At 54.3% G+C, this 19945-nt stretch carries 20 protein-coding genes; 14 read left to right on the plus strand and 6 right to left on the minus strand.

Annotated features, from left to right (window positions below; genetic code table 11):
• Positions 1-221: 221 nt before the first annotated feature.
• Both BED41_RS02595 and BED41_RS02600 read left to right on the plus strand, forming a co-directional pair.
• The gene (locus BED41_RS02595) at positions 222-665 is read left to right on the plus strand and encodes a transposase (RefSeq protein ID WP_066742750.1); all 444 of its coding nucleotides are present in this window, start codon (positions 222-224) and stop codon (positions 663-665) included.
• Positions 662-1531: an IS3 family transposase gene (locus BED41_RS02600; protein WP_157102394.1), complete on the plus strand. Its 870-nt coding sequence runs from the start codon at positions 662-664 to the stop codon at positions 1529-1531. The genes BED41_RS02595 and BED41_RS02600 overlap by 4 nt, the downstream gene beginning before the upstream one ends.
• 272 nt (positions 1532-1803) lie before the next feature.
• Here the strand turns inward: BED41_RS02600 and BED41_RS02605 are convergent, their stop codons facing one another.
• From BED41_RS02605 to BED41_RS02615, 3 genes are all read right to left on the minus strand, one after another.
• Complete coding sequence (locus BED41_RS02605; protein WP_367593408.1) at positions 1804-2676, minus strand: IS3 family transposase; 873 nt, start codon at positions 2674-2676, stop codon at positions 1804-1806.
• Complete coding sequence (locus BED41_RS02610; protein WP_066742753.1) at positions 2670-3113, minus strand: transposase; 444 nt, start codon at positions 3111-3113, stop codon at positions 2670-2672. Before BED41_RS02610 ends, BED41_RS02605 begins: the two co-directional genes overlap by 7 nt.
• Positions 3114-3268: 155 nt before the next feature.
• Positions 3269-5050: an Ig-like domain-containing protein gene (locus BED41_RS02615; protein WP_066742755.1), complete on the minus strand. Its 1782-nt coding sequence runs from the start codon at positions 5048-5050 to the stop codon at positions 3269-3271.
• Positions 5051-5439: 389 nt separating this feature from the next.
• On the opposite strand from BED41_RS02615, the gene BED41_RS02620 reads away from it, so the two are divergent.
• Entirely contained in the window at positions 5440-6792 is a 1353-nt protein-coding gene (locus tag BED41_RS02620; RefSeq protein WP_229712378.1) for a GntP family permease, read from the plus strand.
• A 107-nt stretch (positions 6793-6899) separates the two neighbouring features.
• Here the strand turns inward: BED41_RS02620 and BED41_RS02625 are convergent, their stop codons facing one another.
• Positions 6900-7637, minus strand: coding sequence for a FadR/GntR family transcriptional regulator (locus tag BED41_RS02625; protein ID WP_066742761.1), 738 nt, complete (start codon positions 7635-7637; stop codon positions 6900-6902).
• A gap of 287 nt (positions 7638-7924) precedes the next feature.
• Here BED41_RS02625 and BED41_RS02630 point away from each other — a divergent pair, with 287 nt between their 5' ends.
• The 4 genes from BED41_RS02630 (at position 7925) to BED41_RS02645 (ending at position 11943) form a co-directional block, all read left to right on the plus strand.
• Positions 7925-8893 carry an aminopeptidase gene (locus BED41_RS02630; RefSeq protein WP_066748863.1) on the plus strand — a complete coding sequence of 323 codons (969 nt, stop codon included), beginning with the start codon at positions 7925-7927 and terminating at the stop codon, positions 8891-8893.
• Between the two features lie 51 nt (positions 8894-8944).
• Positions 8945-9910, plus strand: coding sequence for a Bug family tripartite tricarboxylate transporter substrate binding protein (locus tag BED41_RS02635; protein ID WP_066742764.1), 966 nt, complete (start codon positions 8945-8947; stop codon positions 9908-9910).
• A 61-nt stretch (positions 9911-9971) separates the two neighbouring features.
• Positions 9972-10424, plus strand: a complete 453-nt coding sequence (locus tag BED41_RS02640; RefSeq protein WP_268217940.1) for a tripartite tricarboxylate transporter TctB family protein — start codon at positions 9972-9974, stop codon at positions 10422-10424.
• A 16-nt stretch (positions 10425-10440) separates the two neighbouring features.
• On the plus strand, positions 10441-11943 hold the full coding sequence (locus tag BED41_RS02645) for a tripartite tricarboxylate transporter permease (RefSeq protein ID WP_229712379.1): 1503 nt from the start codon (positions 10441-10443) through the stop codon (positions 11941-11943).
• 39 nt (positions 11944-11982) lie between these two features.
• Here the strand turns inward: BED41_RS02645 and BED41_RS02650 are convergent, their stop codons facing one another.
• Together BED41_RS02650 and BED41_RS02655 are read right to left on the minus strand one after the other, a co-directional pair.
• On the minus strand, positions 11983-12429 hold the full coding sequence (locus BED41_RS02650) for a YaiI/YqxD family protein (RefSeq protein WP_066742775.1): 447 nt from the start codon (positions 12427-12429) through the stop codon (positions 11983-11985).
• Positions 12430-12484: 55 nt separating this feature from the next.
• The gene (locus BED41_RS02655; protein ID WP_066742778.1) at positions 12485-12850 is read right to left on the minus strand and encodes a hypothetical protein; all 366 of its coding nucleotides are present in this window, start codon (positions 12848-12850) and stop codon (positions 12485-12487) included.
• 87 nt (positions 12851-12937) lie between these two features.
• Between BED41_RS02655 and yfcE the strand changes: the two genes are divergently transcribed.
• From yfcE to BED41_RS02690, 7 genes are all read left to right on the plus strand, one after another.
• Positions 12938-13510, plus strand: coding sequence for a phosphodiesterase (yfcE, locus tag BED41_RS02660; RefSeq protein ID WP_066742781.1), 573 nt, complete (start codon positions 12938-12940; stop codon positions 13508-13510).
• The gene (locus tag BED41_RS02665) at positions 13497-14315 is read left to right on the plus strand and encodes a GAF domain-containing protein (RefSeq protein WP_066742782.1); all 819 of its coding nucleotides are present in this window, start codon (positions 13497-13499) and stop codon (positions 14313-14315) included. Before yfcE ends, BED41_RS02665 begins: the two co-directional genes overlap by 14 nt.
• Positions 14302-15126: a PHP domain-containing protein gene (locus BED41_RS02670; protein ID WP_066742784.1), complete on the plus strand. Its 825-nt coding sequence runs from the start codon at positions 14302-14304 to the stop codon at positions 15124-15126. Before BED41_RS02665 ends, BED41_RS02670 begins: the two co-directional genes overlap by 14 nt.
• A 45-nt stretch (positions 15127-15171) precedes the next feature.
• Entirely contained in the window at positions 15172-16212 is a 1041-nt protein-coding gene (locus tag BED41_RS02675) for a threonine aldolase family protein (protein ID WP_066742786.1), read from the plus strand.
• Positions 16209-17570 carry a TldD/PmbA family protein gene (locus tag BED41_RS02680; RefSeq protein WP_066742788.1) on the plus strand — a complete coding sequence of 454 codons (1362 nt, stop codon included), beginning with the start codon at positions 16209-16211 and terminating at the stop codon, positions 17568-17570. The genes BED41_RS02675 and BED41_RS02680 overlap by 4 nt, the downstream gene beginning before the upstream one ends.
• Positions 17548-18870, plus strand: a complete 1323-nt coding sequence (locus BED41_RS02685) for an N-acetylmuramoyl-L-alanine amidase (RefSeq protein ID WP_084002211.1) — start codon at positions 17548-17550, stop codon at positions 18868-18870. Before BED41_RS02680 ends, BED41_RS02685 begins: the two co-directional genes overlap by 23 nt.
• A gap of 204 nt (positions 18871-19074) precedes the next feature.
• Positions 19075-19944: a GerMN domain-containing protein gene (locus BED41_RS02690; RefSeq protein WP_066742794.1), complete on the plus strand. Its 870-nt coding sequence runs from the start codon at positions 19075-19077 to the stop codon at positions 19942-19944.
• Position 19945: the final 1 nt, after the last annotated feature.

Genomic DNA, 19945 nt, shown 5'->3' on the forward strand with positions numbered 1-19945 from the left:
CATCCTCGCCGTATGAAGATACGGCTCCGGTACCAGGGCCCAAAGTTATTTAGCATCCAGCACGTCTAAACGCCGATTTCCTTCGGGTAGGGAATGAATAGATAAATGGCGGTTTACCAAAGATTTTGGCGCCCTCTCCTGAACAGCATCCCGAAAATCGGACATCCAAATAAAGCCCCTGGATTATAATAAAACTAAATACATATAAAGGGGGCTCTTCTATGCGTAAACGTAAAACAGAAGAAAGAATAAAAGCAATTGAGATGCACAAACAGGGAATTCCACGAAGGCGGATTGCTGAAGAACTTGGTGTTAGTCCTGATTCTGTTAAAACATGGATATCTTTATATAAGAGCGGACAGAAGGACTTACTGGATGATACAAGGAAAAAAAGAACCTACAGCAAGGCTGTAAAACTTGAAGCTGTTTCGGCTCATTTAGAAGAGGGACGTACTATGGTAGATGTTACCTCGTCTTTTAACATTTCAAGTCCCTCTCTTTTAAGACGATGGTGTAAGGAATTTCTCGAACAAGGGGATATTTCTAGTTCAAAACGTGACTGTCCAGATAAGAAATTGGAAGTTACAAATAGCATAGAAAAGATCAAAGAGCTGGAAATGCAGGTTGACGTATTAAAAAAAGCCTTAGAGCTGCAAAGGTGGTGATAGAAAGAAATATTAAATACAGAATCATTTTTGAATTTTCAACAAAACATTCTGTCTGTGGAATGTGTAGATTTTTGTCCGTATCACGCTCTGCATACTACAGTTGGCTAAAGCGGCGTGGAATGGAAGATAAAGACGGTCCTCTCATAGAAGCAATAAGAACGGGACAGGATATCAACAAAAACACTTATGGGTACAGGCGAATGACTCTGTGGCTCAACAACTTCATTGGCATTCATGTAAACAATAAGAGGGTAAGGCGTGTTATGAAAAAAGCGGGACTTCAAGCGGAAATAAGAAAAAAGAAAAAGTTTAAAGTGATGTCAGGAAATATCCACAGCTATGAGAATATCCTGAACAGAGAATTTCGTTCCGACAGACCAAACCAGAAACTGGTTACTGATATCACATATATACGAACAAAAAAGGGTAATATATTCCTCTCCATGATAAAAGATCTCTTTGATAATTCCATACAGGGATATCAAATCAGTCGTAATAATAATATTAAGTTAGTAACCGATACATTGAAGAAAGCATTTGAAAACAATAATAAGGTGGTCGCTGATGGACCAATCCTCCACAGCGACCAGGGGTTTCAATATACAAGCCATGCATATTTCAACCTGACACAAAGATACGGACTAAAGGTCTCGATGTCAAGGAAAGGAAATTGTTTGGATAATGCATGTGCAGAAAACTTCTTTAGTCACATTAAATCAGAGCTCGTCAACAGAGTAAAATGGGAGAACTATGAGGAGGCTAAAGATGCCATAGACGAATATATAAGGTATTATAATAACGACAGGATACAGATAAAATTGAAAAAGGCTCCGATGCAATATCGAAGTCTCTTTATTGAATAAATTTTTGATACCCTTGGGAGCTTTTATAGCGTTGTCCGGTTTGCGGGACTCTGTTCATCCGAGGGAGCTCCCCGCGAAGCGGGGTGAGGGAGAGTTGACCTTCGGTTCTCCCGCGGCTTTTGCCGCGGGCTCTGTATGGCGCGATTTCCGCGCCATACAGAGCAACACTCCTTCCGTTAGCCGCCAAAAACAGGCGGCCGACACCTCCCTCAGAGTGAACAGAGTCCCGAAAACCGCACAGCGCTATAAAAGCTCCCAAGGGTATCAAAAATTTATTCAATAAAGAGACTTCGATATTGCATCGGAGCCTTTTTCAATTTTATCTGTATCCTGTCGTTATTATAATACCTTATATATTCGTCTATAGCATCTTTAGCCTCCTCGTAGTTCTCCCATTTTACTCGGTTGACGAGTTCTGATTTAATGTGACTAAAGAAGTTTTCTGCACAGGCATTATCCAAACAATTTCCTTTCCTTGACATCGAGACCTTGAGTCCGTATCTTTGTGTCAGGTTGAAATATGCATGGCTTGTATATTGAAACCCCTGGTCGCTGTGGAGGATTGGTCCATCAGCGACCACCTTATTATTGTTTTCAAATGCTTTCTTCAATGTATCGGTTACTAACTTAATATTATTATTACGACTGATTTGATATCCCTGTATGGAATTATCAAAGAGATCTTTTATCATGGAGAGGAATATATTACCCTTTTTTGTTCGTATATATGTGATATCAGTAACCAGTTTCTGGTTTGGTCTGTCGGAACGAAATTCTCTGTTCAGGATATTCTCATAGCTGTGGATATTTCCTGACATCACTTTAAACTTTTTCTTTTTTCTTATTTCCGCTTGAAGTCCCGCTTTTTTCATAACACGCCTTACCCTCTTATTGTTTACATGAATGCCAATGAAGTTGTTGAGCCACAGAGTCATTCGCCTGTACCCATAAGTGTTTTTGTTGATATCCTGTCCCGTTCTTATTGCTTCTATGAGAGGACCGTCTTTATCTTCCATTCCACGCCGCTTTAGCCAACTGTAGTATGCAGAGCGTGATACGGACAAAAATCTACACATTCCACAGACAGAATGTTTTGTTGAAAATTCAAAAATGATTCTGTATTTAATATTTCTTTCTATCACCACCTTTGCAGCTCTAAGGCTTTTTTTAATACGTCAACCTGCATTTCCAGCTCTTTGATCTTTTCTATGCTATTTGTAACTTCCAATTTCTTATCTGGACAGTCACGTTTTGAACTAGAAATATCCCCTTGTTCGAGAAATTCCTTACACCATCGTCTTAAAAGAGAGGGACTTGAAATGTTAAAAGACGAGGTAACATCTACCATAGTACGTCCCTCTTCTAAATGAGCCGAAACAGCTTCAAGTTTTACAGCCTTGCTGTAGGTTCTTTTTTTCCTTGTATCATCCAGTAAGTCCTTCTGTCCGCTCTTATATAAAGATATCCATGTTTTAATAGAATCAGGACTAACACCAAGTTCTTCAGCAATCCGCCTTCGTGGAATTCCCTGTTTGTGCATCTCAATTGCTCTTATTCTTTCTTCCGTTTTACGTTTACGCATAGAAGATCCCCCTTTATATGTATTTAGTTTTATTATAATCCAGGGGCTTTATTTGGCTGTCCGATTTTCGGGATGCTGTTCAGAGAGGGAGGCTATAAGGGCAAAGTCAAAAGATAAATCGCTATTTACCTCTTTCCCTCCCGATTTACGCCGATTTATTTTACCTTTTTCCTTCTCATCAACCATAGCGGAGCCAGTGCCAGCAGCGCCAGTGCGCCTGTGCCCGCTGAGCAGCCGTTTCCGCCGCCGCCGTGGCGGGGGGTACTGGTGACGGTCACTGCTGCCTTTGCCTGGTGCTTTCCGTCCGCCGCCGTTACGGTGATTGTGGCGGTACCGGCGGCGATGGCCTTTACGCTGCCTTCGCTGTCGACCGCGGCGATCTTTTCATTGTCGCTGCTCCAGGTGAGCCCCTGGTCTGTGGCGTCTGAGGGCGATACCGTGGCGGTGAATTTGCCGCTTCCTCCCACCTTGAGCTCCATCTTCTCTGGGGCGATGGTGATCCCTGTTACCGGTACGTCGCTGACCGTGATGTTAAAGGTGAAGGAGAGCGGAGTATCCTTGCCGGATGGGGCGAAGTTGTTTTTGAAGTCCGTCGGGTCGATGTCGGCCGAGACGACGATGGAGGCCGTTCCTTCCTTGGTGCCGGTGAGCGTTATCGTGCCGTTTTCGTTGTTGACGTCGGCGGATATTATCTCAGTGTCAGACGGGGTTACGGTGATCTTCTTCACGAAACCGCCGAATATATCGGGGCTTCCTGGCAGGGCGGAGAGGGTGATCTCCGTCGTCCCGCCGGTCATGACGGTGCGGTTAACAAGTTTGACTCTGAGCGCGACGGTGCTCTTGTCTATCCCGGTCTGGTCGATACTGACGGCTTCAGCGCCATCGTTACCAGTTCCTACACCTTTTTCGAGATCTTTATTGACCGTCTCCGTTTTCAGCCAGCCGCAGTTTGATACATCTCCCTCGTTGCTTCCCGCGATGCCGCCGGTGTATTCGCCGCCGGAGACATCGCCGCCGTTGGCGCAGTCTGATATCTTGCTGTCCCCGTTGTTGAGCCCCGCGATGCCGCCGGTCTTTATCTTTCCTTTGCCGGAGGCGTCTTTGCCTGAGACCGTACCGAAGTTTACGCAGTTTGATATTGTGCAGTCATAGCTCTTGTAATTGGTTGCCCCTGCGATGCCGCCGATATATCCATCCTTTGCGTATTCACCCTGCACTTCGCCGTAGTTTGCACAGTTTAATATGACGCGGCGGCTCATTCCCGCGATGCCGCCGGCGTGTTGGGGGTTGGTGGCTTGGCTGCTGAGGTTTGAGGCGCCGCTGTAGTTGACGCAGTTTGATATGGCTCCTGAGTTGAGTCCAGTGATGCCGCCCACGTAGATAATGGAAGTATTTTTAGCGGCGTTGACTCTTACGGTGCCTCTGTTGACGCAGTCTTCGACTGTGCCGTCGTCGTGGACTTGTCCCACGATACCGCCCGCATAGCAGGTCTTCGAGGCCTGTACGTCTATATCGCCGCTGACGGTGAGCCCCCTTATCGTGGCGTATCCAATAGCGCCGAAGAATCCTATAGAAGATGTGGCCGTTGCTGGTTCTGTTATTGTGTAGCCACTGACGGTATGGCCCGCGCCGTCAAAGACGCCGACGTAGCGGAGTCTGTTGCCGATGGGCGTCCATTCAGTCGGTGTCCCGTCGGGCAGCGAGAGGTCGATGTCGGCGGTGAGGCGCGCGTCGCCGGAGGCGCCTAAGTTTACGCCGTCGCGGAAGACGATGAGATCCGCCGAGGTGGCGATGAGATAAACACCGTCTGCGTCTTGTGTCAGCGCGCAGGCGCAATGGGGCGAAACGAGGATGAAGAGAGTTAAAAGAGAGAGGACAAGCGGGAGTAAGAGTTTATTATGAACCTTAATGAACTTAAACGGGGGGGGGTGTATCAAAGTTAAATGTTATTGGGCGCAAATTACTGCTGTGCGGCGACATGGTGTATCGCCCTCCTTTTTCAAAAATTTTTTTGCGGTACGTAAAATATGAAACAAATAACAGGTAAAATTGCTTAGTTATATAACAATACAATTTACACTCTCTATTTGTCAAGCAATAATTTTTTATTTTGCCTCCTTCGCGGAGGCGCGGTGAAAGCCGCGGCGGCGGGGCCGTACCGGGAAATGGGGGCGGAGACGTTCGTATATCAAACCTTCGCCACGCGGCCGTGCACAGAGGAAAATCACGCGGTAAAAATGATATAAATCGGGGTTTTCTTTAGTGAATAGGCGTGCTATCCTAGCGTTATTGAAGCATATCTAAAAATATACTTTAGGAGGCGGCTATGATGACGGGTATTCCTTTAATTATTGTCTTTGTTCTGGCAATCATTGTGATGGTGGCGGCGATATCGAAGTATAAGATACATCCTTTCCTGTCGATAATGGCGGTGTCCCTGATCTTTGGCGTGATCGCCGGAATTCCGCTCAAGGACATCCCGGGAGTGATCGGTGCGGGATTTTCCGGAACATTCACCAGTATCGGCATCGTGATAATCTTCGGCGCGCTTGTCGGGACCCTGCTTGAAAAGACGGGGGCGGCGCTCAAGATGGCCGATGTGGTGGTAACGCTGGTGGGGAAGAAGAACCCCGAGCTCGCGATCATCATAATGGGGTGGATCGTCTCAATACCGGTCTTCTGCGACAGCGGATTTGTCGTGCTCAACCCGATAAGAAAGGCGCTTGTAAAGAGGACGGGGGCCTCCAGCGTCGCGATGACGGTGGCTCTCTCAATGGGGCTTTACATATCCCACTGCTTCATACCGCCGACGCCCGGACCGATCGCCGCGGCCAACGCCCTTGGTATCGGCGATAACATCCTGCTGGTCATTGGGCTCGGCGCGCTGCTCTCCATTCCTCCGCTTATTGCAGGGTATCTCTTCGCGAAATATATTGGAAAACGTGTCTCGGCGCGCGACGATAACGCCGACATGGATCTGGTGAAGAGCTACGAGGAGCTTATCGCTGAATATGGCAGGCTCCCGAGCGGCGTGATGTCGTTTGCCCCGATAATCGTTCCTATCTTCCTCATGGGACTGGCCTCGGCCTTCTCGATGGCGAAGGTGAGCATCTCCGCCATTATCTTCCTCGGTACCCCGATCATCGCGCTTGCGGTCGGCGTCATCCTCGGCGTAATCCTGCTGGTCCAGTCCGGCAAGGCGAAGGACTTCTACGAGATCACTAACGACACCCTGAAGACCGTCGGCCCGATACTTTTCATTACCGCCGCCGGCGGCGTGCTCGGCAAGGTGATCAGCGTCTCGGGGATGGTGCAGTACATCACGGAAAATTCCTGCGTCCTTTCGACGATCGGCATATTCTTCCCCTTCGTGCTGGCCGCGATACTGAAAACGGCGCAGGGCTCCTCTACGGTGGCGATCACCACTACCGCGGGTATGCTCGCCCCCGTACTTCCCGCGCTGGGGCTCAACACACCGTCGCTCTCGGCCCTCTGCGTTATCGCGATCGGCGCGGGAGCGATGACGGTCTCGCACGCGAACGACTCCTATTTCTGGGTCGTCACGAATTTCGGTGAGATGGAGACGGAGCAGGGCTACAAGACCCAGACAATGGGTACCTTGATAATCGGCCTCGCCTCGATGGTCGGCGTATTCATCGCCTATCTGGTGCTGAAATAACCGAAAAAATCGCCGCGTTAAGCGCGGCCTGATAAACCGGAGAGGGGCATGTCCGTTAAGGTCATGTCCCTCTCTTTGTGATAAGGTAGCGCGCGAAAACACCGCGCTTAGGGGTTATATATCTTCATTCCGGCCCGCTCCGCGGCGTTTTTCAGGTGCGTGAGAGCCGCCTCCTGCGCCGCCGCCGGGTCTTTCGCCATAATATATTTCACCACGCGGCGGTGCTCTTCGAGGACGTTGTGCGCCCTCTCCGGCGAGGCCATCGTCATGATACGCAGCTCCTTAGCGAGGTCATGCAGCTTTCCCTGTAAAAAGAGGAGAAATTCTATCAACACGGGGTTATGGCTCGCGCGCGCGATCGCCGCGTTGTAGCGGTCATGGGCCTCCGCACCAGGGGCATTTTCTTTGACGGCCTCTTCCATTCCTCTGAAAGACTCCGTTATCTCCGCGATATCCTCCTGCGTGCGCCGCATCGCGGCGAGCCCCGCCGCCTCCGACTCAAGCAGCGCGCGCATTTCGTAAAAATAATTTACCTCGCCGATCGAGACGGTCTCGAATACATCGGAAAACCTGAACGCCTGGCGGCTGCGTGCGTTTTTCACGACAATGCCGCGTCCCTGTTTTGATTCGAGGATATCTTCGTTTTTCAGGCTGGCGATGGCCTCGCGGAGGATGGTGCGGCTAACGCCGTATCTCTGGGCGAGCTCCGTCTCCGGCGGCAGTTTATCTCCCACCGTGAGCTGCCCGGACTGTATCTCCGAGAGGATCAGCTTCGATATCTGTGAAGACAGCCTCTCCGCTTTGACCGGCATCGCCGGGGATATCTTTCTCTCCTGCGTATCCATATGGGAAACCCTCTTTCGGAACTGCTCTCTGATCATCATTGCCCGACCTTTCTATCTAGTTTATCACAAGCGCCGCCGCGAGTTAAACGTGGTATAGGCATAAATGCCAGCGGCAGCATAATAAACAGTATCGATTCAATTTTTTCAATGATACGAAAAAATGTTTAAAATAGCCTCCAAAGCTATTGACATATTTTTGTATGATTGTAGTATTATATTATAAAATTATTATTTAAGAAAAGCACCGGCAAGGTCACGTTATATCAAAAAGGAGTGGTTTTTTGAAGATGAAAGAGGCACTTATGATGCAGGGAGCGAGGACGATAATGGATAACTGCGTCTCGCTCAAAGCGGGCGAGACGGTCCTGATCGTCACCGATATGGTGCAGGAGAACATCGCCAAGGTCCTGGCCGCGGCGGCGGTGGAGCGCGGCGCTGAGGTAGTGGTAAGCACGATGAAGCCCCGCCAGCGCGCGGGCGAGGAGCCGCCGAAGCTCATCGCCGAGAGCATGAAGTTCGCCGACGTCGTCCTCATTCCCGTGAGCTATTCCGTGACCCATACCTTCGCCGTGAAGGAGGCGGCGGAAAACGGCGCGCGCCTGCTCGTCCTCACCGATTTTACGGAGGAGATGCTCATCTCCGGCGGCATAGAGGCCGATTTCAGGGCGATCAAGCCGGTCTGCAAAGGAGTGGCCGACGCCTTCGCAAAGGGCAGCAAGGTGCACGTTACCTCGCCGGGAGGCACGGACCTTTGGCTCGATATCACCGGCAGACGCGGCAACGCCCTCTACTGCGTGGTGGAACCGGGGGAATTTTCCACGATCCCGACGGTCGAGGCCAACTCCTCGCCCGTTGAGGGGTCGGCGAACGGACGCATCGTTGCGGATGCCAGCGTTCCCTATCTGGGAATCGGCGTGCTGAACGAGCCCATCGTCGTGGACGTCAAAGACGGTTTTATCACCGATATCAGAGGCGGCAGGCAGGCTGAGGTATTGAAAAAAGACCTCGCGAGCCACAACGACCCGAACTGCTATAACATCGCGGAGCTCGGCGTCGGCCTCAACCCCAAGTGCAAGCTCTGCGGAATCATGCTCGAGGACGAGGGCGTGATCCCCACGGCGCACATAGGGATAGGCACGAGCATAACCCTGGGCGGCACCGTCAAAGCCCCGACCCACTACGACCTTCTGATGTGGAACCCGAAGATAGAGGTCGACGGCAGAGTGCTCGTCGACGGGGATAAGGTCAATCTGTAGGGAAATAATTTTTCAGCTCCATAAAACAATATCATAGAGGAGGATTCTCTTATGAAAAAGGTTCTTAGGTCTTTGATTTTTGTTTTGGTACTTCTTACGGCGGTGTGCGCGGCTATTCCTGTCTTTGCCGCGTCATTCCCGACCAAGCCGGTTCTCGCGGTAGTGCCCTTTTCCCCCGGCGGCGGCAACGATATAGTGATAAGGCTCGTCGCCAAGTATATGACGCCGGCGCTCGGCCAGTCTCTCGTCGTTGAAAACAAGCCCGGCGCGGGCGGTCAGATTGGCTGGACGGCTTTAGCCAAGGCCCGCCCCGACGGATATACAATCGGCGCGACAAGCCAGCCCTCGATGGTGCTTGTAAAGGTTCTGCGCCAGAATGTTCCCTTTGACCTCAATGATTTTAAATATATCTGCAACTTCCAGATAGACCCGCTCGTTTGGGTCGTCAATAAGGACAGTAAATTCAAAAAAGCCTCCGATGTGGTCGAATATGCGAAAAAGAATCCCGGAAAGCTCAACGTTGCCGGAGATGGGCCGCAGAGCAATGTGCAGCTTCAGCATCTCGTGAACTCGAAGGCCCTCAAAATGGAGAGCAACTTCGTCTCTTACAGCGGCTCAGGACCGGCGCTTACCGCTCTCATGGGCAATCAGGTCGATTTGGCCCTTACGACTCTGAGCTCAGCCGTTTCACATATTGAGGCTGGGAGAATAGTGCCGCTTGTGATGTTCTACGATGATAAGATCGACGGCGTCGATATCAAGTCCTCGAAAGAGGTATTCAAGATGGATATCCCCTCTGCCGGAACGGCGATGCGCGGCGTCGCAGCACCCAAGAACACCAAACCGGAAGATATCGCCGTACTTGAAAAGGCCTTTGAAGAGGTTACAAAAAATCCCGAATTCAGGGAACAGGCGAAATCGCTTGGGCTTATCATTAAGTTTATCGGCTCAAAGGAGTCTGGCAAGCTCGTAGAGGAATCTAAGAAGATCGTAGAAGAGTATAAGCCGCTTTTCTAAGCCGGCATTGACAGAGTGTACAGCCGTCATTATAGAAGATGACGGCTGTACCATAGGGAGAGTGAGCGGATTGATTATAAATAAAGAATTGTTTTTTTCCATCGCGATATCGGTAATATCGGTGCTGCTGACCCTGCAGTCATTTAATTATCCGCCGGAGTCATCGCAGTTCCCACGCTTTTTGTGCATTCTGATGCTTCTTTTTTCATTTTTGATCCTGATAAGGACCTTGAAAAATAAAGAGGGAGAAAAGACCATGTCGACAGGAAGCGGCTTCATTTCGGCGGCTAAACTGCCGGTGACGGTATTTGCCTCCACTGCTGCCTATCTGTTCTGTATAGGGTATGTCGGATATTTTGTCAGTACGGTCATTTATATGTTCGCATCGATGTTCTTTTTTGGAGAACGCCGTCCTTTGCCGATCGCGGCTGCCGTGCTGGTTTTTCTTGCCGTGATTTATGCGCTGTTTGTCTCCTTTCTCGGTCTGCGTTTGCCGGAAGGCATCCTCTTCTAATTTTGGAAGGTGATATATGATGGAACAAATTTTTTCCAGTATGCTTGCCGGGCTTACCGCCCTTGCCGATCCGATGATTATTTTGCTCATATTCGCCGGTACGGTGTTCGGCGTGGTAATTGGAGCTCTGCCCGGGCTTACGAGTACAATGGGGGTTGCATTGCTGGTTCCCGTGACCTTTGGCATGAGCCCGGCCGCCGGACTCGCCCTTCTTGGAGCGATTTATTGTTCGTCGACGTATTCCGGCGCCATAAGTGCGATATTGCTCAACATTCCCGGAACGCCTGCGAACTGCTGTACTCTACTTGACGGCTACCCCATGACTAAAAGGGGCGAGTCGGGCCGCGCGATAGCTCTTGCCACCTCGGCTTCGGCGGCGGGAGGTTTTTTGAGTATCTTTGCCCTGCTCTTTCTCGCGCCTCCGCTTGCTGAATTTGCCCTGCGCTTCGGAGCCCAGGAGTATTTTTTACTTGCTATCTTTGGAGTGAGCGTTATCGCCTCGCTCTCTGAACGTAATATGCTTAAAGGGCTGTGGTCCGGTGTATTGGGGCTTTTCCTCAGCGTTATAGGCATGCACCCGCTTACGGGAGATATCCGTTTCACTGGAGGCATTGCCGAACTTTATAATGGCCTTTCACTTGTCATTGCTCTGATCGGCCTTTATTCAATACCGGAGGTCATCGCCTCACTTAAATCGCTGGGAGGCGAAGTGGAACAGTCCCGCGCTGTCGGTAGGGGAATCGCGGGGCAGATGCTGGAGATATTTAAATATAATCTCCTGCTCGTTAAATCCACGGTAATCGGCATCATCGTTGGTATAATCCCCGGCGCGGGCAGCAGTATAGCCAGTTTTGTCGCCTATGACGAGGCGAAACGATCATCAAAAAATCCACAAATATTTGGTACCGGCTGCGCGGAAGGAATTATCGCCTCCGAAACGTCGAACAACGCCGTTGTTGGCGGTTCGCTGGTCCCGACACTTACGCTTGGTATTCCGGGAAACGCCGTGTCTGCCGTTCTGCTTGGCGGGCTGATGGTCCATGGTCTTAAGCCGGGGCCGGCGCTGTTCACGGAAAACGCCTCCGTGGTATATACCTTTATAATGAGCCTTTTCATCTCCAATCTTGTTTTTGTACCGGTGGGGCTCTTTATCGCCCGTTTTTGCGTGCGGCTTATAGAGATACCGGCGTCAATATTGGGACCGCTGGTCATAGGACTTGCCGTGATAGGTTCCTATGCCATCAACATGTCGATGGTCGAGGTGGTAATAATGCTTGCCATTGGGCTCATCGGTTATCTTATGAAGTTTTTCGACGTACCGCGCGAACCGCTTGTCCTTGGAATTGTGTTGGGAAGCATGGCGGAAGGAGAATTGGCGCGCGCCATGTCTCTTGTACACGGCAGTGTCTTTGCTCTGCTCCATAGTATGTTTACCAGTCCGCTCTCGCTTGTCATAATATTCTTCACCTTACTGTCTCTCTGGCAGGGTGTAAAAAAACAGCTTATAAAGGCTAAGTAGTAAGTAAATAAAAAAATGCCGCGGTTACCGCGGCATTTTTTATAGGTTTTTATCCCCCGCGCCGATCATCTCCGCGAGTTTTTCATAGAAGCGCCGGTCGTCTTTCGCGGTGCGTTTGGCCGGTCCCTTGGTCCGGCCGCCGGCGCGGCGGTATTTGGCTTTGAGCTCGCGTTCTTCGAGGCTGGATTCCATGCGCTCCTGAAGATATTCGAAGCCCGTCGGTCCGAGGGCGCGCGCCCCCTTCGCGAGCACCATCGCCGCGAGGCCGATATCCTGCGTCACAACGATGTTTCCGGCGCGCGCGAGGTTTATTATTTTCAGATCGGCCTCCTGCGGGTCGCCGCCCACGGTGATGTGATGCTCCGATACGATCTCGTGGTTAAAATTCGCTACCGTCACAAGCTCCGCTCCGGCTATGCGCGCGAGCTTCGCCGCGGCCTCGAATGCGCCGCGCGGGCAGGCGTCGGCGTCAATGATTATCCGCACAGCCGCAGAGGCGAAGTTTAATTTCGCAGATCATCTGTTTGCCGTACCGTTTATCTCACTTCATGCAGCCGCAGATCTCGGTGTTGTCCCCCGAGGCAGGCTCGGCCTTGATCTCGGTTATCTTTATACGTCCCTCGCGGTGGAGCGTGAGGGCGAGCGAAATGATCGTCGCCGGTGTGACGCCGATGTTCCGCGCCAGTTCGTCGGGATATAGGGCGCCCTCTTTTTCGACGGAGCTGATGATCGTGTCGCTCAGGCAGGCCACCCACTGGGAGAAGAGCTGCTGCATCTCAGGGGTGTTTGAGGCCGCGAGCTGGCTTATTCTCACGACCGAGTCGAATATGCGCGCCGAAACAAGTTCCAGCGACTTTACAAGTTGTCTCATATCCTGGTCTTCAAGATTTTTTATATCGATATTCATAGAAATTACCTCCTTGACGGTATGTCTTTCATGCCACTGTGAATTATAATATAAATCAGCACTTTTGAGAGAAGGGATGGAATCACAATGTCCGTTATCACGATAGATGATGAAAAAATCGGTGTGCTGTCCGACACGCACGGAAGTTTCCCCGCATGGCGGAAGGCGCTCGCGCTCTTCGGCCCGGAGGTGAAGACGATCCTGCATGCCGGCGACGTGCTCTATCACGGCCCGCGCAACAGCGTCCCCGGAGGTTATACCCCCGCGGATCTTTTTGAGGCGATAAACGGTTTTCAGCGCGGTGGCGGCAGGGTGCTGATCGCCGAGGGAAACTGCGACGCCGCCGTCGACCGCATGGTGCTCGAACCGGAGATGGAGAAGTGCGTCTCTCTGGTATGGCGCGGCAAAAAGATCCTCATGATGCACGGGGACAACTTCTCGCTGCTGCGCGAGATGGCGCGCTACAATAAGGTGGATCTTGCAATATCCGGCCACACGCATATTGGCTCGCTTGTGCGCGAGGGGGGAGTGATTTTCCTCAACCCCGGCTCGACGACGATACCGAAGGGGCGGGACCCGGAGAGCGCCGCGATTCTTGACGGCGAGGGCATCAGGATAATGACTCTCGACGGAAGGGAACTTCACTTTGAAAAATGGTAAGAGCGGGGTGCCGCCGGTATTCAGACCGCGCAGGTTCTGGACCTCGGTGCTCTGGCTTGTATTTCTCGCGGCGGGGGCCGCGTTCAGCTGTATATTCGGCGTATTCGCCTTTTTCACGGCGGTGCTGGTCGCCGTATTTATCGGGCTGAATGAGTTTGGCCGCTGGCCCTATAAGACGAACCTTGTTATCTGCGCCGGTACCGCCGTGGTGGTCGCGGTGGCGGGGATATTTACCTGGATGGAGATTACATCGCTCTTTGTGCTGTTCTTTACGATGAGCGCCTATATGTTCTATTTCAGAGACCGCACGAGCCGCCTGATACCGGCGCTTGAGACCTTCGCCGCCTCTCTCGCGAAGGCTCCCGATTTTGATTCGATAATTGAAAACGCCTGGCGCGGCATGCAGGAGATGGCTCCCGACGCCGCCGTCTTCGTCGTCCTTGCCGATATTGAAGGCTGTCTTTACATACCAGACCATTTCGGCCAGCCGGGGCGCGCTTTGAAGAGAAACGGCGGCACCCCCTGGAAGGTATTCGCCTCGGGACGTCCGATAAATATTCCCCGCGTCTCGACAGGGCGGGATCAGCCGCTCGACAGGGACGCTCTCTCGCTGATCTCCGCGCCGATCACCGCGCGGGCTGAGAAGCTCGGTGTGCTCCAGCTGGAGGCCGGTACGGCGGGAGCCTTCAGCGAGGAGGATGTGGCGAAGCTCTCGCTTGCGGCGATGATCATCGGCCAGGAGCTGTATATGTTCGAGGCTTCGGAGGCGGCCGAAGCAGAGGACGGCGTCGATGATCCTGATTGATATGCACGTGCACAGCCGCTGTTCCGACGGTACCTTTACGCCTGAGGAGCTCGCGGCGGCGGCGCGGCGGCGCGGACTTTCGCTGCTGGCGCTGACGGACCATGATACGACCGCCGGGCTTGCCCCCTTTATGAGGGCCTGCGCCAAAGACGGGGTCAAGGGGCTCTGCGGGATCGAACTTTCGGCGGAGGCTCCCTTTACGCTTCATATATTGGGCTACCGGATATCGCCGGGAGCTGGCAGGCTGGAGGAGCGGCTGGACTATATCCGCGAAAGGCGCGACGTGCGCAACCTTCTGATCTGCGAAAAGCTGCGCGCGCTCGGGCTGGACGTCGCCATAGACGAAGTGCGCGAGATATCGGGCGGCGAGGTGGTAGCCCGTCCGCACATCGCGCGGCTCCTTATAAACAAAGGCTACGCCGGCAGCGTCACGGAGGCCTTCACAAAATATCTCGCGCGGGGGGCCGCGGCCTATGTGGCGCGCGAGAGGCTCTCTGCGGAGGAGTGTATATCGCTTATCCGCGAGGCGGGCGGCGTGGCTGTACTGGCGCATCCTTTTCAGTGCCGTCTTGACGACGAAGGGCTGGAGGCGCTGCTTTCCAGGCTCAAGGGGGCCGGGCTGTGGGGGATGGAGGCCATCTACGGCGCAAACTCGCCGGAGACGACCTACCGCCATCTGAAGATGGCGGGGAAGTTTGGCCTCTACGCGACCGCCGGTTCGGATTTTCACGGAGGCAACAGCCCAGGGACTGAGCTCGGCATGCCGGTCTGCGAAGATCTTCTTCCGTGGGCCAGGCTGGGTATAAGATAAAATAAGAGGATTATCTGGATAGATACCGCAGGAGGTAATAAGGAAATGTATCATAAAATAATGGATTTCAGAAGCGATACAGTCACCAGGCCGTCGGAGGAGATGCGGCGCGTCATCGCGGCCGCCGAGGTGGGAGACGACATATACGGCGACGACCCGTCGTCGAACGCGCTCTGCAAGTATGCCGCGGAGATAACGGGTAAGGAGGCGGCGATCTTTGCCTGTTCTGGAACGATGGGCAACCTTCTCGCCTTTACGACGGCCGGCCGCCACGGAGAGAGTCTGCTGGCGGGCAAGCGCTCCCATGTGTGGTGCGCCGAGGTCGGTGGCTTTTCCGCCGTCGCCGGGCTCTGTCCCTATCCGCTGGTCGACGACGAGGGCGTTCCCGATCCCGCGGAGCTCGCCGTGGCCAGCAGAGCCGACAACGACGTCCATCATCCAGATACGACGATACTCGCGCTTGAAAACACCCATAATTACACGGGCGGCATCGCGGTGCCGCCGGAGCGCTTTGCGCAGACCGCGCGCGAGGGACGCCGCCTCGGCTTCCACGTCCATCTTGACGGCGCGCGTATCTTTAACGCCGCGGTCCGCCACGGCGTCGACGTGAGAAGGTACACCGACGAGGTGGATTCAGTGCAGTTCTGCCTCTCCAAGGGGCTTGGCGCGCCGCTCGGCTCGATGCTCTGCGGTTCGCATGAACTGATCGAGGGGGCGAAGAAGTGGCGCAAACGCCTTGGCGGCGCGCAGCGGCAGGTAGGGATCGCGGCTGCCGCGGGGCTTTACGCGCTGAAAAATAACGTGGCGCGCCTCGCGGAGGATCACGCCAACGCCGCGCTGCTCGTCGATCTGCTAAAAAGGGGCGGCGTAGAGGTGGAAGAGCGTCCCAATATGACGAATATGGTATTTTTCCCCCTTAAAGAGGGACAGGTCGGCGACGCGGAATTTGAGGCTAGATGTCTTGAAAAGGGGCTGCTGGCGCACATGATCTCGCCGCGCCGCGCGCGCTTTGTGACGCATCTCGACGTGGACCGCGAAGACGTGGAGCGCGCCGCCGCGATAATCCTGGAGGTTCTTTCGGCGTGATAAAATTTCTCCCCCACAATGAAATAGAGGCGCTTGCCGCCCACATGCTCGATCTCGCCTCGCGAAAGGGTGCCTGGGGCGCTGACCTTCTCTACAGCGAGGGCGGCGGCAGCGGTTTGACGCTCAAGGACGGCGAGACGGAGGAGTGTGTCTCCGGCTCCTCGGCAGGCATCGGCATCAGGACGATAATGTCCGACGGACGGCAGGGGATCGCCTACGGCAGCCGGCTCGACAGGGACTCCGTGGATTCGCTCGTCGAGTGGAGTCTCCATAACGCGCTGGCCTCGGAGCCGGAGGAGGGCATCACTCTCTACGACGGGCCGCTGGTCCGCTGCGAGGAGCTTGAGGCGGAGGACCGGCGGATACGTGAGATCACCGCCGCCGACCGCATGAAATACTGTCTTGAAATGACGCGGGAGGCGCAGTCGCTCGACAGCCGCGTCGTCTCGGTGCGTTCCGCCTCCTGGCGTGACGGCTGGGGAGCCTCCTTCTTTGCGACGACGAAGGGGCTTTCGGGCTGGGAGGAGGGCTCAAGCGCCAACTGCGGCGTTATGGTGCTCGCGCAGTCCGGTGAGTTTACCGAGATGGGCGGTTATGGAATGGAGGCGCTGCGCCTGGACGAGCTCGACATTCTGAAGAGCGCGCGTACGGCGGTGGAACAGACCGTTGCCTCGCTGGGCGGCACGCAGCTCGACACCGGAAGCTATACCATAATGATAGAGCCGGAGACGGCCGCCGCGCTTGTCGATGTCATCGGCGGCCTCTTCTGTGCCTCCGACGTGCACCGCGGGCGTTCGATGATGAAGGGACGTCTCGGGGAACTTGTCGCCTCCCCCTGTCTCAACCTCACGGATAACGGGCGTATTCCCTGGAAGCCGGGCAGCTCCTCTTGGGACTCCGAGGGCGTTCCCACCGGACGCACGGAGCTAATAAAAAACGGCGAGGCGAACGCCTTCCTCTATAACTTGCAGTACGCGATAAAGGACGGCGTCAGGTCCACCGGCAACTGCTCCCGCGGGATGTCCTCGCTGCCCGACGTGGGGACGACGAACCTCATCCTTGAGGCGGGGACGGAGAGCCCGGAGGCGCTGCGCTCCCGGATCGTCAGCGGAATGTACGTAACGGAATTTATGGGGCTGCACACCATCGATCCGATCAGCGGCGATTTTTCGATCGGCGCCAAGGGACACCGGATAGAGAAGGGCGAGATCACGACGCCGGTAAGCGGTGTCACGATGGCCTCTAATCTGTTAGAATTTATGAAGAATATCTCGGCGGCGGCCTCCGATCTGAAATACTCAGGTTCGGTGGCGGCGCCAACATTGGTGGTTGATAATGTTGTCATTGCAGGTAAATAAAAAAATATTCACAAGACTTATAACGGCGCTCCTCTCGCTCTTCATCCTCTCGGCCTCCTGCGCTTTCGCCGCGGAGAGCCTCTCCTTCTGGAACGGGGATGTCAAAAAGGGAGACGTTACGATGCGCCGTAACGGAACGATGCAGGAGGTCGCAGTCGACGAGGTCATCTCGTCGCTCGGCTTCATTCCCAAGAGCGACGCCTCCTCGATCATTGTGGTGCTGGAGGGAAAGAAGATCGAGTTCTGGAACGCCTCGAATGTCGTGCGCGCCGCCGGGAGTATCATCAGCTTCCCCCTGCCGGTGAGCAATGCGGACGGCCACTGGTGGGGCGAGGCCAAGTCGGTGGCCGAGGCCTTCGGTTACTTCTACGCCGCGATAGGCAAACCGGCCGCTTTCCGCTGGGGCGAACCCTCGGCCGCGCCTCAGCCTGCCGTACAGCCTAAGGCCGCGGTACCCGAGCCGAAGGCGGAGGTAAAACCCGCCGAGCCGGAAAAGAAACCGGCGGTAAAGATTCCGCCGGCGGAGCCCGCGCCGCAGCCGGCCGAACCGGAGGAAAAATATACCCCTGCCGCGCCGGCCGTAGCCTTTAGCGGCAAGGCGCGCCCGATCGTCGTCGTTGACGCGGGGCACGGGGGGCACGATCCGGGAGCCGCGGCAAACGGCGTGCGTGAGAAGGACGTAAATCTCAAGGCGGCGCTGCAGCTCGGCGAGATACTGCGCCAGTACGGAATCGACGCGAGGCTGACGCGCAGGACGGACGTCTACCTGAAACTTGCGGAACGTACCGCCTTCGCAAACAAAAACGAAGCTGACGTCTTTATAAGCCTCCACTGCAATGCAATGCCCAAGGGGCGATCGAACGTCGCGGGGCTTGAATACTACATCATGGCCCTTCCCTCGGACAAGGACGCGATGAATCTGGCCATCGCGGAAAACAAAGAAATTTCCGCCGGCGTGGACAGTGCCGCCGAGGCGCAGCGCGCCGACAAAAAGACTCAGCTGCTGCTCAAAATATTGGGGGACATGCAGCAAAATGATAAAATAAGCGAGAGCACGGCGCTGGCCGAGGTGATGCACAAGGAGGCGAAGTCCGGCTCCATGCCGATGCGGAAGGTGGCGCAGGCTCCTTTCTTCGTTCTGCGCGGAGCGGGGATGCCGGCCGTACTCGTTGAAATGGGATATCTCACCAACGCTGCGGAGGCGAAAAAACTCAATTCCGCCTCCTACCGGGAGTCGCTCTGCCGCAGCATTGCGCAGGGGGTCGTGCAGTATATCAAGGCGCACCCTACGCAGAGATAGGCAACAGCGATTGAATATGGCGGCCTGCGCTCCGGCCACCGGCCCGCGCCGGGAGGGACCGCCAGTCCGTCCGGGCGCGGGCGGAAAACCAAGCCTGACTGCGAAAGCCGTCGTTTTCCCGTCCGCAGCCGAGCGGACGAAAATATTTGACCGGTGTTTTGCTGGCGATTATGATACGGAGAGATAGATGGGGGAGGACTGTTAATGAGGGATTCAGAGGGAAGACAGCGGCACTTTGTGATACAGGATAAAAAGGACGAAAGCTACGACTCTCCGTCCGTGCGCCGCCGCGGGATCATAAAGGGGCGCGAAGAAGAGGTCGAAGAGGTTCTCGAAGAGCCGCGCGCGCCGCGTCCCCGTAAATCGCTGCGCGAACGTGAGATGGAGGAAGAGGAAGAGTCCCGCACCCTGCGCCGCGGCCGCGGCAAAAAGCGCCTGAAAGAGGAAGAGGACTACGATTACGAGGAAGAGGACGAAGAAAATTATGGCTCCAAAGCCCCTAAAATCGTCCGTATCTTTGCCTGGGTAGCGCTGATGATCATCCTCTTTGCCTGCGGCTACCTCGCCACCAACTACTTCTTCAGCTGGTCCGACAAAAAGGGCGGCGAGCGTATAGGCAGCGTCTACGGCACGGGCTCCGAGGTCAAAGAATCAGCGGCGACGGAGGAGACTGCCGCCTCCAATACGAAATATACCCTCTATCTGCCCGACGGAGAGGGCTTCCAGAGCCGCGGCATCGATATAACCGGCGGCGGCACGAGGGAAGAAGACATCGCGAAGGTGATGTCGATGTACGTTGACAGCCTTAAAGAGACGAAGGCGCTCGACCCGGCGGTCTCCATAAACGAAATATTCCAGAGCGGCGACTGGCTCTATCTCAACATGACGCCCACCTTCCAGAGCTCGCTCAAGAGCCTCGGTAAGGCCAAGGCGGAGAAGCTGCTCAGTGGCTTTACCAAGACGGTACAGGAAAACTTCCCGCCGCTGAAAAAGGTAAAATTCTACGTGAACTCCAAGGAGATCACCGACAAAAATCCCGTGGACCTCACCCAGCCCTGGGAAAGGACCAATTAAA

It is taken from the genome of Cloacibacillus porcorum (assembly GCF_001701045.1).
Classification (GTDB): Bacteria; Synergistota; Synergistia; order Synergistales; family Synergistaceae; genus Cloacibacillus; species Cloacibacillus porcorum.

What these genes read in the sequence shown, in the direction of transcription:
- BED41_RS02620 (WP_229712378.1), top strand. Translation starts at nt 5,440, where the DNA reads ATGATGACGGGTATTCCTTTAATTATTGTCTTTGTTCTGGCAATCATT.
- BED41_RS02610 (WP_066742753.1), bottom strand. Translation starts at nt 3,113, where the DNA reads ATGCGTAAACGTAAAACGGAAGAAAGAATAAGAGCAATTGAGATGCAC.
- BED41_RS02645 (WP_229712379.1), top strand. Translation starts at nt 10,441, where the DNA reads ATGATGGAACAAATTTTTTCCAGTATGCTTGCCGGGCTTACCGCCCTT.
- BED41_RS02595 (WP_066742750.1), top strand. Translation starts at nt 222, where the DNA reads ATGCGTAAACGTAAAACAGAAGAAAGAATAAAAGCAATTGAGATGCAC.
- BED41_RS02670 (WP_066742784.1), top strand. Translation starts at nt 14,302, where the DNA reads ATGATCCTGATTGATATGCACGTGCACAGCCGCTGTTCCGACGGTACC.
- BED41_RS02655 (WP_066742778.1), bottom strand. Translation starts at nt 12,850, where the DNA reads ATGAATATCGATATAAAAAATCTTGAAGACCAGGATATGAGACAACTT.
- BED41_RS02675 (WP_066742786.1), top strand. Translation starts at nt 15,172, where the DNA reads ATGTATCATAAAATAATGGATTTCAGAAGCGATACAGTCACCAGGCCG.
- BED41_RS02635 (WP_066742764.1), top strand. Translation starts at nt 8,945, where the DNA reads ATGAAAAAGGTTCTTAGGTCTTTGATTTTTGTTTTGGTACTTCTTACG.
- BED41_RS02690 (WP_066742794.1), top strand. Translation starts at nt 19,075, where the DNA reads ATGAGGGATTCAGAGGGAAGACAGCGGCACTTTGTGATACAGGATAAA.
- BED41_RS02630 (WP_066748863.1), top strand. Translation starts at nt 7,925, where the DNA reads ATGAAAGAGGCACTTATGATGCAGGGAGCGAGGACGATAATGGATAAC.
- yfcE (WP_066742781.1), top strand. Translation starts at nt 12,938, where the DNA reads ATGTCCGTTATCACGATAGATGATGAAAAAATCGGTGTGCTGTCCGAC.
- BED41_RS02625 (WP_066742761.1), bottom strand. Translation starts at nt 7,637, where the DNA reads ATGGATACGCAGGAGAGAAAGATATCCCCGGCGATGCCGGTCAAAGCG.
- BED41_RS02685 (WP_084002211.1), top strand. Translation starts at nt 17,548, where the DNA reads ATGTTGTCATTGCAGGTAAATAAAAAAATATTCACAAGACTTATAACG.